Origin of the sequence: Streptomyces sp. DH24, from assembly GCF_029813775.1 — a bacterium.
Lineage (GTDB): Bacteria > Actinomycetota > Actinomycetes > Streptomycetales > Streptomycetaceae > Streptomyces.
On sequence record NZ_JARVKW010000003.1, the window covers coordinates 19,553 to 32,143 of the forward strand.

The 12,591-nt window shown below is 71.7% G+C and carries 8 protein-coding genes; all 8 read right to left on the reverse strand.

Features of this window, described 5'->3' with window-relative positions:
* Window positions 1-31 precede the first annotated feature (31 nt).
* From QC282_RS02655 to QC282_RS02690, 8 genes are read right to left on the reverse strand one after another with little or no spacing between them, the layout of a single operon-like run.
* The gene (locus QC282_RS02655) at window positions 32-568 is read right to left on the reverse strand and encodes a phage baseplate assembly protein V (RefSeq protein WP_279547523.1); all 537 of its coding nucleotides are present in this window, start codon (window positions 566-568) and stop codon (window positions 32-34) included.
* Window positions 569-602: 34 nt separating this feature from the next.
* Complete coding sequence (locus QC282_RS02660) at window positions 603-1,742, reverse strand: hypothetical protein (RefSeq protein WP_279547524.1); 1,140 nt, start codon at window positions 1,740-1,742, stop codon at window positions 603-605.
* Window positions 1,735-2,100 carry a hypothetical protein gene (locus QC282_RS02665; protein WP_279547525.1) on the reverse strand — a complete coding sequence of 122 codons (366 nt, stop codon included), beginning with the start codon at window positions 2,098-2,100 and terminating at the stop codon, window positions 1,735-1,737. The genes QC282_RS02660 and QC282_RS02665 overlap by 8 nt, the downstream gene beginning before the upstream one ends.
* A gap of 6 nt (window positions 2,101-2,106) precedes the next feature.
* Window positions 2,107-2,823, reverse strand: coding sequence for a hypothetical protein (locus tag QC282_RS02670; protein ID WP_279547526.1), 717 nt, complete (start codon window positions 2,821-2,823; stop codon window positions 2,107-2,109).
* On the reverse strand, window positions 2,820-3,464 hold the full coding sequence (locus QC282_RS02675) for a hypothetical protein (RefSeq protein WP_279547527.1): 645 nt from the start codon (window positions 3,462-3,464) through the stop codon (window positions 2,820-2,822). Before QC282_RS02675 ends, QC282_RS02670 begins: the two co-directional genes overlap by 4 nt.
* Before the next feature lie 55 nt (window positions 3,465-3,519).
* The gene (locus QC282_RS02680) at window positions 3,520-10,314 is read right to left on the reverse strand and encodes a DUF4157 domain-containing protein (protein WP_279547528.1); all 6,795 of its coding nucleotides are present in this window, start codon (window positions 10,312-10,314) and stop codon (window positions 3,520-3,522) included.
* Entirely contained in the window at window positions 10,311-10,595 is a 285-nt protein-coding gene (locus tag QC282_RS02685; RefSeq protein WP_279547529.1) for a hypothetical protein, read from the reverse strand. Before QC282_RS02685 ends, QC282_RS02680 begins: the two co-directional genes overlap by 4 nt.
* Window positions 10,586-12,577, reverse strand: coding sequence for an ATP-binding protein (locus QC282_RS02690; protein WP_279547530.1), 1,992 nt, complete (start codon window positions 12,575-12,577; stop codon window positions 10,586-10,588). The genes QC282_RS02685 and QC282_RS02690 overlap by 10 nt, the downstream gene beginning before the upstream one ends.
* Window positions 12,578-12,591 lie beyond the last annotated feature (14 nt).

Consider the following 12,591-nt stretch of genomic DNA (forward strand, 5'->3'; position numbering starts at 1 on the left):
GTTCCTCCCCCGTACTTCCTCATCGCTTTCCTCATCGCTTCGAGAGCACGGTCAACTGGCCCTCGTTGATCGTCACTTCACGGCCGCGCAGCACGACCTCGGCACCCGCGCCGGTCGCGATGACGACGGCGTCCCGGGTGATGCTGATGTAGGCGCCGCCCTGGGCCTGCAGGAGAATGCCCTGCTCGGCGCCGGGCGTGTCGTTCATCACGATCTTGTGCGCGCCGGGTGTCTGCACCACGACGGGCTTGTCCGGCGACGCCCCCTGCAACTCGCGGCGCGCGTCGGGCGGCAGCTCCTCGGCGGAGCCGTACCAGCAGCCGGTCCACACCGGGAAGCTGGGATCGCCCTGCTCGAACTCCACCCACACGCCCGCCCCCGGCGGCGGCACCACGAACTGCCCCGACTCGGGCCCGGTGAACGGCAGGCAGGGCAGCGCCCAGGTGGACGGCTCGTCGCCGAGGACGTCCGGGACCTCGACGGTGATCCGGCCGATCCGCAGCGGGTCGTCGTTGCTGACGACCCGGCCGCGGAACTTGCCGAGGTAGCGATTGCTGGGTGCCGCCATGCTGAACTGCTCCTGGTGGTCGGTGACTCGGGCCTTACGGCCGTACGTAGTCGCTGCGGGCTTCGAGACCCTCGCGGGAGAGGGTGAAGTTCTGCTGGAACGAGCCCGGCCGCAGGTTGTGCGTCACGGACTTGACGAAGTAGTCGCCGTCGTACGCCCGTCCGGCGCCGCGTACGCCGACGAGCTGACGCGGCTGGAGGATGTAGCCGTGCCGGTTGACGTCGAGGGAGCCGGAGCCGGAGACGACGTCGGCGGACACGGCGGCGCGGGCCAGCAACTCGGCCTCGGCCTGCTCGCGTTGCTGCTTGGCGGTGCCGGACAGCGTGCGCCGCTTGAGGGCGGGGGTGGGCCGCTTGCCGAGGGGCGGGCGCAGCGGGCTGATGGAGGGCTGGGGCAGCAGCGCCGACTGCCGGGTCCCCGGGTCCTGCCAGCGAGCCTGCGGCTCCTCCCGGGCGGTGCCGTCGTAGGCGAACGTCAGCTGGTCGACGGTGGAGTTGACGTCCATGTTGACGCTGAGGGCGTGCTGCCGGGCGCCGAGGCGCATCTCGGGTCCCCAGCGGGCGGAGGACTGCCCCGGGTCGGGCCCCGGCTCCAGGTAGAAGGTGTAGCCGTTGGCGCGCGCGAGGTCGGTGACGTACTGCAGGTCGGTGCCGGTCTGGTAGTGCACGCGCAGGTCCTGGTGCGGCGGCTGGGCGATCTTCTCCCGGTAGACGTCGGGCCGGATGCCGTAGTCGGAGTAGCGCCGCAGGATGGCGAGGACGCGCTCCGAGGGCGGCAGGTTCGGGTACCGGGCGGTGCGCTCCTCCAGGTCCATCAGCAGCGTCAGGTCCTCGCCGGTGACGGTGAGCGTGGAGTGGCCGGGCCGGTTGCTGGCGCCGACCTCGTGCCGCACGACGAGCCCGTCGAAGAGCACCGCGGAGGTGCCCTTGACGCTGACGGTGACGACCAGCCGGGTCTTGGGGTCGAAGAACCCCTCGGGCAGGAGCCGGCGGCTGATGATCCCGTTCTTGGTGAGGTCGAAGGCCAGCTGGAAACCGCTGCGTTCTCCCGCGGTGGCGGTGATCTGCGCGGAGAGCAGGGCCTCGGTGACCTCGGCGGGCACGGGGCGGGCGAGCCTGGGCCCCATGAGGAGGGTGATGTGGACGGGGCCCTGCCCCACGGGCAGATCAAACACGCCGGTCCCCCTGCGGGAACCCGCCGCCGGCGGGGATGCCGATGACGCGCCCGGCCTCCTCGGTCAACTCGCGTGGATCGAGTACGGGATTGGCGTCGGCGATCTGCCACCACTGCCCGGGGTCGCCGAAGTAGCGCTGCGCGAGCAGATCGGGCCGCTCACCGGCGCCGACGGTGTGCGCCCGCGTCTCCTGCTCCTCCACCGGGGGCAGCAAGCGCCGCTTGGCGTACCGCACTTCGGTCCCGTCCGGCAGCTGGTGCACGCCGATCTCGGCGTCGTGGTAGCGGCTGGTGCGGGGGTAGGGATGGGCACCGGGGACCGAGTCCAGGGCGCTCTCGTAGGGTTCGATGTCGGCCATGTCGGCTCAGGCCCTCCTGAACGATGTGCCGGGTACCGCCGCGGTGCCGCCGAACCCGCCGATGCCTCCGAGGCCGAGCGAGCCGACGCTGCCACGCCGGGCCGCCGCGGCGAGCCGCTCCTTCTGCGCGAGGTGCGCCATGTAGAGGTCGGCGCCGCGGTGCCCCGCGGGCAGGTCGCTGACGGTGAGGATCTTCATGCCGATGCTCAGCGAGGCGCGGATCGGATTGAGACTGACGTCGAAGGCGGACTCGTTGACGGACAGCTCGGTCAGCCGCACCGGCATGACCCGTTTGCTGCCCCACGTGAACAGCGTCAGCGGCATCTCGATCGGGCTGATCTCGATGGCGCCCTGCTTCGACAGCCGCATGGACTCCCGCAGTTGGGCGGTGGTGGGCTGGACCAGCATTTCGAGCGTGGCGAGCTGCGGGTGGATGCCGTCGGGGGCGGCGACCTCCAGCTGGTCGGTCGCGTCGATCTCGGCGGTGAACTTCCAGGTCTCCTGGGCGGGGCCCTTCAGCCGCAGCGCCTCGTTGCGGTCCCCGCTGCCGGCCCCGCCGCCACCGGCGTCGCCGCTGTCACCGGCGGACTGCGGGGACACGCTGCGTTCCAGGGTGTCCGGGTTGAACTGGAGCACGATGACGCGCTGGGGGGTGCCGGTGTCGGGGTCGAGGACGACTATTCCGGAGCGGATGGGTTTGGGGATGTCGGGGTAGCGGGTCATGTGCGCTCCCGGAGGCGGGCCTGCAGGTCGGTGTAGTCGTGGTGGGGGAAGAGGCGGGGGAAGACGTCGAGCATCTCCTTCAGCCCGTCCACAAGCGGGATGAAGCCCATGCCGCAGTCCTCCGGCGCGCAGTACAGGTACTGCCAGCCGATGACACCCTTGGTGACGAGCAGGGTCTCCAGATAGCCCGGATAGTCGAGGTCCATGCGCAGGGCGCCGTCGCGCAGGTCGTGGAACCAGATTTCCGGGTCCGTCGCACCCCGGGTGGCTCGCAGGGCGGCCAATCGGCCCGTGCCGGTGCGGGGCGTGTCGTCGAAGACCCGCAACTCGCCGTACAGCAGGCGCTCCTCTTCGTCGTCCCCCTCCCAGACGTCGTCCATGTGGTTCTGTGCCACGGCACTCAGCAGATGGGACAGCCTGAACTCGCCGACCATCTCCGACTCCTCGTTCAGCGGACGCCAGGAAGCCGTGATCTCCTTGTGACGGAAGTAGTAGTTCCGAACCGCCTCGTTCAAGGGAAGACCGTGCCGCTCGGCCAGCGATTCGAACACGGGAGCCGGGTCCTGCATCAGCTTGGACAGCTTGCCGAACTCCGCTTTCGCCACGCGGAACTCGTCGACGCTCCTCAGCTCCTGGAACATACGCGCACAGCTGCGCTCGTAGGGGAATGGGAATTCCTCATCCCGCTGCGTCATCCTAGAACTCCCATTTCCAGTTGATTTCTCGTTCCTTCTCGCGAAGGGCGGCGAGCAGGACATCAAGCCCTGTAAGCCTCAGAGTCGGATGGTCCCTCTTGTAGTTGTCCATGAGCACTTCGATGTCGCCCACGTCGGAGAGGCTTTCCTCATCGTTGTGCAGCTCGTTGCGAGCATCAACAAAATGCTTGGCGAGCGCCTCGTACCTGTTGCCCAGGAGACGCTTTTTGATGGCCGGGCGGCCGGCGCCGTTGATGGACAGCTTTTTCATGTCGCCGGAATCGAGGGGTAGGGGTGAGCGGTCGAACTTGTCCCGCGGCTGTTCTATCCGCTTCCAGTCCTTCTGTTCCTTTCCGGTCCCGCCGATCTTCTCGTAGCCGCCGTACTCCGCGTAGATGTAACTCGCCACGTGGGGGGTTTTCTGGTGGAATTCAGCCCTGGTGCGGTACCAGATGATCGGCTCCGGGTCGGGGACGGCGTGATACGCGGGCCCCTCGAACTTGCGATAGAACTCCTTGTTGGTCTCACCGCGCGCCGGAACCAGGTTGTTGCCCTTCGCGTGCCCGCCCAGGCTCTCCGGCAGCAGGTGCATGCGCACCCAGGCGCCCTTCGCACTCAGCCCACGCTCGGCGATGTCCTCCCAGCCGGGAGGCTGTCCGTCCGCCGCCTTCCGGGCGTCCTGACCTCCCCCGCCGAACAGCGTCTTGGTCGGATTGCCGATGTAGCCCGACATGTGCTCCTCGCTGCGACGCGTGTCCTCGTCATCCACCGGAGAGACGTCCGTGAAGTCCTGAAGATCTTCCTTCGGTATGTCGAAGTAGATGCGGTTGCGTGCTTCGTCGGCGAACCTCATCATCGCCTTCTTCAGGTCACGCTCCTTGTCCCGCTTCTCCTTCTTCCGCTTCTTCTCGTCGGTTTCCATCAGAGGGCGTGCCTGCTCCTTCAGGACATCGGCGTACTTCACACGCGCCCGGGTCAGGAAACCCTGCTGTTCCGACTTGCGCCGCTTGGCCTCCGGCTTGCCGAGATCTCCCGCCCAGCTGTCGAGGAACGGCGGGATCTCGACCGGCGTGCTGTGGATGTACAGCGGCGCACGCGCGCCCTGGCCGTGGAACATGAGCGTGTGCCGTTCACCGTCGTCGGCGTCGGCGAACCGCACCTTGGGCAGGGTGATGTCCGAGGTGTCACGCTCTCGCTGGTGCGGGCGGTTCCTGCCGGTCCTACGACGCGAGTGATCGTCGCGCAGCCGGTCCCGACGCCTGCGCCACCTGTCCCGCAAGCGGCGCAGCCGGTCGTTCAGACGGCTGCCGAGCCTACGGCGGGCCTTGCCGTGGAGCTTGCGGGCGGCACGCCGGGCTCGGCGCGCAGCCGCCTTGACGGTCTGGCGGGCGCGCCGGACGCGATTCCCGGGACGCTCGCGTTTCTCACGGTCCTTGTCACCGTCCCTGTCCCTGTCGCGACGGCGGTCGTCCTTGTGGTCGCCGTCCGTGCGACGGTCGTCGGATCGGCGCCCGTCCTGGGGGCCGCGCCGATCGCCCGGCCGGGTGTCCCTGGGGTCGCGGTCCCGGTCGTCCGCGCGGTCCCTGCCGGGGCGGCCGCGGTCCGGGCGGAGGGTGTCGCGGGCCGGGCCGCGCCGGGTGGGGTAGGTGTCCCGGTCCTCGTCGCGCGTCCTGCGTTCCGCGTCGCGCGCCCGCCGCCTGGCGGCGTTGACCTCGCGTCCCTCTTCGCGTCGTTCGTCGTCGTCGCGGCGCTTCTTCGCCCTGGTGGTGTGTCCGGGGCGCGGCTTCTTCCCCGGGGAAGGACGCTTGCCGGGACGGGGCCTGGAGGCGGGGCGGGACGCCCTGTCGGGCGAGGGCTTGCGGGGGGCGGGCCGGTCGGCTGGTTTGTCGGTACGCTCGTCGTCCTTCGGCTTGTCGTGTGCGGGCTTGTCGGGGGCGCTCGGCCGGTCCGGCGCGTCCCCGCCCGGCGTCTCCTTCTTCCTGCGAAGGCCCTTGAGCATGTCGCCGAGCCGTTCGGCCACCTTGCCCATGAAGCGGCTGACGCCCTCGATCAGGAACTCGTAGACGAGCTCCAGCAGGGCGACGACCCCGGCCGCGACCGCCTTGGCGAAGGGCAGCGCGCCGTTGCCGCTCTTGACCGACTTCAGGAAGTCCATGAACAGGCCGAACGCGGCGAGGATCTCGCTGAGGGCGCCCCACGCGGTCTGCAGCGCGTCGATGATCGCCATGACCCAGCCGGCGCCGGGGATGAGCTTGGCGACGACCTTTTCGACGACCATCACGCCGATGATGACGGGCAGTTGCGGCAGCGCCTCGTCCCAGGCCATCTGCGCCATCTGCTCGACGGTGACGCCTCCGGAGATCAACTCCTGGAAGTCCTCCACCGGAATGCCGATGATCTCCTGGACCTTCTGGTTGAACCAGGCCTTGACCGCGGTCTTGATCTCGTCGAAGAGGTGTTCCTTGGCGCCCGTCTCCGCCGCCGCCCCGGCCTTGCTGATCCAGTCGCCGGGGTCGGAGACGATGTCGTTGAAGATGGCCGCCCACTCGCCCAGAGCCGCGACGGCGGCCGCGCCGAACTCCAGGGCGCCGACCGTGACGGTCTCCGCGATGTCGACGGCCGCCAGCAGACCGCCCTCCAGCATGTCGAGGCCGGCGAGCAGCGCGCCGCACAAGCCGTCCAGAAGCCTGCCAGCGACCTCCTTCAGGGCGTTGGCCGCCTCGTTGACCTTCTGGACCGCCCAGTCCCGCGCGCCGTCGATCGTGTCGCGCCACTTGTCGCGCATCGCCGGGTAGTCGGCGAGGAGTTCGTCGCCGAGGGCGATCAGCACGTCCGCGAACTTGTTGATCTTGTCGATGACCCAGTTGCGGGCGTCGTCGATGAGCTTGAAGACCTGCTGCTTGAACCTGTCGATGAGGTCGGTGACGACCTGGCGGGCCTTCTCGAAGACGGTCTTGATGGCGTTCTTCAGGTCCTCGAAGAACTGCTTCAGCTTCTCGATGGCCTCTTCGAGCCAGTTGTCGGCGTCGCTCTTGCCCTCTTCCTGCTTCTTCTCCGCCTCGCGTTCGGCCTTGGTGTCCTCGTCCTCGATCTTCTTGTTGTCGTCCTCGGTCCGCTTGTCGACGTCCTTCTCGGTCTGCTCGTCCTTGTCCTTGATGTCCTTGCGGACCTCGTCGTACTTCTTGCCCTTCTTGCCGTCGATCTCCGCGACCTTGTCGTCCTGCTCCTTGCGCCACTCGTCGCGGGAGTCGGCGATGTCGGAGCGGCCCTTGTCGCGGGCGTCGGCCTGCTTCCTGCCGCTCGCGGACACCTCGCGCCGGAGGTCCTGGTCGTGCTTGTCGCGGTCCTGCGCCGCCTTCTTGTCCTTGGCCTGGCGCTCCTGCGCCATCTTCTGCCGGCCCTGCGCGAAGCCCGCCTGGATCTGCGGGCCGCGGTCGTGCTCGGCCACGGCGGACGCGGACTCGATCGGCACGCCGCCGCCGGACACCGACTTGGTGCCGCCGGCGCCGGCGTTCTTCTTCCCACCGGCCACCTTGCCGGTCAGGGTCTCCTTGGGCACGTCGGGGTAGATCTGGTCCTCGCCCATCGGGCGGGCGGCGTCCTCGCGTCCCGACCGGTGCAGCTCGTTCTTCCGCTCGTCGAGCTTCTGGCCCTGCTCGTCGGTGCGCTGCGGGTCGGAGTCGTTCTCCAGGGGGAGTCTCGGGGCGTCACCCACCTTGGCGTTCTTCAGGCCCTCGTCCTTGGTCGGCAGCCCCAGGATGGAGTCGATCAGATCGTCGAGCGGCAGGATCTCCTTGAGCAGCTTGCCGAACAGCTGGGCGCCAATGGTGACGGCGATGTCCCACCAGCTCGGCTCCGGCACGTTCGCGCCGGGAACCTCGCCCTCCGGCTTCTGCTCGCCGGTGATCTCGGGGGTCTTGCCCGGGGCCGCCTCCGTACGGGCGACCTTGGCGTTCGTGTACGTGCCCGGGGCCGCCGGCCTCGGCCCGCCGGGCACCGTGCGCGGGGAGCCGGAGGGCCGCTGCGTCTTCGGCGGTGCCTTGCGCAACGCCGAGCGTTCCTCGTCGACGGAGCGGCCGACCGCGCCGTCCACGCCCTTGAGCGTCTCAAGGGCCTGGTGCGGTTTCAGGCCGGAGGCCGTCGCCAGTCCGGTCTCGGGTGTGGCATGGGAGACGTCCGGTGCCGGGGCCTCCCGCTTGGCCTTCGCCGGGCCGGACCCGGCGGCCCGGCCTCCACCGCGGCCACCGGACCGCACAGGTGCGGGAGCGGAAGCGGTACGGCCGCCGCCTCCGACACCGCGGCGGGCGTTCCGGGTGGCCCGCCGTGCCGCCTGGCGTGCCTTGGGGGTCGGGCGGGACTTGGTTCCCCCGGCGCCGCCGGACCCTGTCGCCTCCGTGGGCCGGGGGCCGTCGGTCTTCGGTTCCGGGCCCGCGGACATGGGGGATGGTCCGTTGCCAGGGGCGAGTCCGGGCGCGCTCGTGGGTCCCGGTACCGAGACCCTGTCCCGGCCGGTCCGCGGGCCGGGGGTGGTGGCGGGGCCCTTGCCCTCGGAGACCTCCCGGTCACCGGGAGCGGGCGTCGACGGCCCCGAGCCGGCATCGTCCTCGTTCTGGCTCGCGTCGTCCTTCCCCGGCGCCGTGCCGCTGCCGTCCCGGCCCTGGCCCGCGCCGCGCGAAGACTGGTCCGCGCCCTCGCCCGCCCGCTGGTCGGCGGCCTTTCCGGCTCCGGCCTCCGTGCGACCGCCGCCGGGTGCGTCCGACTCGGCGGCCCGGCCCGAGCCGCCGTCGGCCGCGCCCTTGCTGCCCGAAGCCGAGCCGACCGACTGCCGGCGGGCATCCTCGTCCGCCTTGGCCAGTTGGTCCGGCCCGGCCGTCTCACCGGGACCGGGGAGGGTGACCGGCCCGGCACCGTCGGCGGCGCGCGCCTCGGCCTCGCGGCGCGCTGCCTCGGCGTCCTCCTGTCGGGCCTGCTCCTGCTCCCTCTCCGCGTCCTTCCCGGTGACCGGCAGGGACGCGCCCACCGGTCCGGAGGACAGTGGCTCGGCGGCCGAGTCCGCCCCGTCCCCGGCGGAGTCCGGGTCCGCCGCCATGACGTCCCACAGCTCCGGGACGGCCCGGTCCTCGACGTCCTCATCATCGGTGCGCTCGGAGCTGCTCGCCCCAGGTTCGGCTTCCGCGACGTCCCCGGCGTCGTCCGTCGAACCGCCGGAGAGGGACAGGGCCGGGGGACGTGGCGCGCCGCGCTTGCGCCGCACGAACAACCGAGGGTCGTCCGCGATGCCCTCGCCCGACGGGGCGGTGTCGGCATCGGACGCGCGGCCTCCGGCCGCTTCGTCGCCCGGCTCGTGCTCGACGTCCTCTTCCGCAGGCTCGGCCTCCAGACCCAACGGTTCGTCGTCCGCGTCCTGCTCGTTCTCCGGGTCCCCCGGCACGCGGGAAGCCGTCGGGCCGGAGGCCGTGCGGGAGCGCTCGCCCGGTTCGGCGCCGCTGCGGTCCACGGCTTCGAGAGCCTGGGCCGGTCGGCGACCGGCGTCGGCCTCGTCCTGCGGCCCGCGCTGCTCCTGTTCGCTGCCCTGCTGATCGGCCTCCTGCGGGTCGCCCGCCTCGTCCTGAGCGTCCTGGTCCTGCTGGGCCTGCCGGCCCTCCTGCTCGCCCTTGCGTTCCTCGACCGCGTCCTGCTGTGCCTCCCGGCCGGAGCCGTCCCGCTCCTCCTGCCGTTCCTGCGCGCGCTCCTGCTGCGCCTGGGAGTGCTGCTGCCGGTCCGTGTCCCGCGTTTCCCGGGGACCGGCCTCGGCGCCGGTGTCCCTCCTGGTGTCGCCCGAGCCGCCCTCGCCTTCGGACCTCTCGCCCCGCGGACCCTCGTCCGTCCCCTTGCGGTCCTTGTCGCCCTCGGTTCCGCCCTCTCGCCGGTCTCGTCCCGTCGAGGGCTCGCCGGTCCGGTCCTGGGCCGCCTCGCGCTCCTCCTCGATCTCCTCCCCCGCACCGGCCACCGCGTGCGGAGCCGCCGCGGCGTCCAGCGGCAGCGGGCCCGCCTCCTGCGTCTCCTCGACGAGTTCCAGCAGGTGGTCGAGGGCCGGCGCGGGAAGGCGCACCTCCAGCCGGTCCAGCACGCTGTCCTGCACCTGCGGTGCCATGCGGGCCAGTTGCAACCGTACGCGGCCCGAGCGGTCCTCCGGGTCGCCGCGCAGCGAGCGCAGCAGGCCGTTGGCCAGGCGGTCCACGAGTGTGGCGGGGTCGAGCTGCTCCATGCGGCGGCGGTCCGCGTCCACCGTCGCGTACCGCAGCCACCCCGGCGTCGCCTGCCTCTCCTCGACCTCGGCAGCGGCGTCCGGCTCCGCGCGCACCAGGTCCTGGGCTGCCGACTCCGCCTCCCGTTCGACGGCCTGCTGCGGCAGGCTGACGGCCCCCAGGTCGCGGCCGGCGCGCAGGGCGCCGAGGCCGTGCGGGTTCTGGACGGTGTGCAGGAGTTCGTGGGCGAGCAGGCGGCGGCCCTCGTCGGTGCCCGGCTTGTACGCGCCCTCGCGGAAGAAGATGTCCTGTCCGACGGCGACCGCGTCGGCGCCGAGCAGGTCGGTCAGCTGTCCGGCGTCGCGGTCGGTGTGCAGGCGGACGCCGCCGAGGTCGTGCCCGAGCTGTTCCTCCAGTTCGCGCCGGACGCCCGGGTCGAGGGGCTGGCCGGCGCCGCTGACGATGTTCTTCGGCTCGGGGGCACGGGACTTGGCGGCCCGTTCCCTGCGCTTGCGGCGGCGCTGTTCGGCGGACTGGTCCGCGTGGTTCTGGTCCGTCCGCGAGCTCATCGCGTCACCTCCCCGTGGCCGCTGAGCCCTTCGTGCACCACACGCGCGAGTTCCTGGCCGAGCCGGCGGGCCGACAGGTTCGCGGGCAGCGGCGGAAGTCCGGACAGGAGGTCGGCGGACAGCGGGCCGTGCGACGCCAGCGGCACGCCGTGTTCCCGGATCAGGCGGGTCAGTTCCCGCTCGAAGGACGCCGACACGTGCTCCGGGTCCGCGCGGAAGCCGTCGAGGACGAACTCCCCGATCTCCACGCGGATCGCGTCCGGTTCCCCGTTCACACCCATCCGCGCACCTCCGTGGGCGTCAGCGAACGTTCGAGCTTCAGGTACTCGGTACGGGCCGCCGCGAGCATGTGGCGCATCTGCAGCGCCTCGCCCTCCTCGGCGGCGAGGAACGCCCCGGACAGGGTGATGTTGCGGATCGAGCCGCCGGCGACGGTGAGCTGTGCCAACAGGCCGACGTCGATGTTTTTGACCGGCGTCTGCGGGGGCAGGACACGGCGCCAGATCTCGGCGCGCTCGTGCTCGGCCGGGAACGGGAAGTCCACGACGAAGCGGATGCGGCGCAGGAAGGCGGTGTCGAGGGCCTGCTTCATGTTGGTGGTGAGGACGGCCAGGCCCCGGTAGGCCTCCATGCGCATCAGCAGGTAGCTGACCTCGAGGTTGGCGTACCGGTCGTGGCTGTCCTTGACCTCGCTGCGTTTGCCGAACAGGGCGTCGGCCTCGTCGAACAGCAGCAGCGCGCCGCCGCGTTCGGCGGCGTCGAAGACGCGGCGGAGGTTCTTCTCCGTCTCGCCGATGTACTTGCTGACGACCTGGGAGAGGTCGATGACGAAGAGGTCGAGGCCGAGTTCCCGCGCCATCACCTCGGCGGCCAGGGTCTTGCCGGTGCCGGAGCCGCCCGCGAACAGGGCGGTGACGCCGAGGCCGCGCCGCAGCGTGGCCGCGAAGCCCCATTCCTGGTGGACCTTCGGCCGCTGCCGCAAGTGGGCGACGATCTCCCGCAGCACGCTCGTCTGCCGCTCGTGCAGCACCAGGTCCGTCCAGCCCGCCCGGGGTTCGACGCGCCGTCCCAGCTCGTCCATGCCGACCCGCGCCTCGTCCAGCCCGGCCCGCCAGGCGAGACCGGCGGCGTCCAGGTCGTCCTCGCCGGGCAGATCACGGCGTACGGCGGCGGCGGCGGAGCGTACGACGTGCGGTGGCAGCCGGAACTGTGCGACCAGCGAGCGCAGTTCGTGGTCCGTCAGGTCGGTGACGCCCTCGAACGCCTCGGCCCACAGGGCGAGTTGTTCCTCGTCGTCCAGGCGGGGCACGGTCACCCGGGCGGCGTGGGACCGTTCCGTGCGCACGGGGTCCTCGCTGGACACGACCACCGGGACGGCGGTTCCCGCCAGGAACGCCTCGGTGGCCGCGCGCTGGTCGCGGTCCAGCTCGCCCACCTCCACGAGCAGCGCGGCGGGCAGCAGGATCGCCTCGCGCTGCCACAGCCGGGCGAGCCGGTCGCGTTCCGCGGGGTCGGTCGGGACGTCCTCGGCGCTCATCGCGTAGAGCCCGAGCCCGGTGCGCGCGGCGGCCGTCGCGGCGATGTCGGCGCGGCTGCGCAGGTCGCCGCCGGTCACCTCGACCAGCGGCGCGGCACCGGTCTCGGCGGCCCAGCCGGCGGCGAGCCTGCTCGCCGCCCGGTCGTACGACGGCGGCAGCGCGTCGGGGACGGGGGCGCGGCGCAGTCGGCCGTGCAGCCGGGCGTCGAGGTAGGGCGAGCCGAGCAGGAAGTGCAGGACGCGCTCGTCGAGCCGCAGACGGGACGTGGTGAGGCGGGTGTCGTCGTCCAGTTCCACGATGCGCCAGCGCCGCAGCGGGGCGACGGGGGTGAGGGCGCTCCAGTGGGCGTCGGCGAGTGCGGCCAGGGCGAGCGAGAAGGTGGGGTGGGCGCGTTCCGGGTCGCCGCAGGCGGCGGCGCAGCGGGCGGCCGTGGTGGGGTCGAGTTCGTGGGCGGCGGTGAGGAGGACGACGTCCCGCTCGAAGGCGGTGAGGCCGAAGCAGGCGACGAGGGCGTCGAGCGGTGCCGTGCCGGGCCCGGCGGCGGGCTCCACGGCGGTGCCGGAAGCCGCCGCGGTTTCCGGGGAGTTCCCGTGACCGGTCGCGTCGGCGCGGGCCGCGTGGGCGTCGAGGCGGGTCAGGACGCGCCGAATCTCGGCGGTCAGCGTCGAGCCGCCGCCGTCGCGGGCACCGGTCCGCCCGGCCGCGTGCGTTCCCTGCGCTCCCATGTCCTCACCCGCCC

What these genes read in the sequence shown, in the direction of transcription:
- QC282_RS02655 (WP_279547523.1), bottom strand. Translation starts at nt 568, where the DNA reads ATGGCGGCACCCAGCAATCGCTACCTCGGCAAGTTCCGCGGCCGGGTC.
- QC282_RS02665 (WP_279547525.1), bottom strand. Translation starts at nt 2,100, where the DNA reads ATGGCCGACATCGAACCCTACGAGAGCGCCCTGGACTCGGTCCCCGGT.
- QC282_RS02670 (WP_279547526.1), bottom strand. Translation starts at nt 2,823, where the DNA reads ATGACCCGCTACCCCGACATCCCCAAACCCATCCGCTCCGGAATAGTC.
- QC282_RS02675 (WP_279547527.1), bottom strand. Translation starts at nt 3,464, where the DNA reads ATGTTCCAGGAGCTGAGGAGCGTCGACGAGTTCCGCGTGGCGAAAGCG.
- QC282_RS02680 (WP_279547528.1), bottom strand. Translation starts at nt 10,314, where the DNA reads ATGAGCTCGCGGACGGACCAGAACCACGCGGACCAGTCCGCCGAACAG.
- QC282_RS02685 (WP_279547529.1), bottom strand. Translation starts at nt 10,595, where the DNA reads ATGGGTGTGAACGGGGAACCGGACGCGATCCGCGTGGAGATCGGGGAG.
- QC282_RS02690 (WP_279547530.1), bottom strand. Translation starts at nt 12,577, where the DNA reads ATGGGAGCGCAGGGAACGCACGCGGCCGGGCGGACCGGTGCCCGCGAC.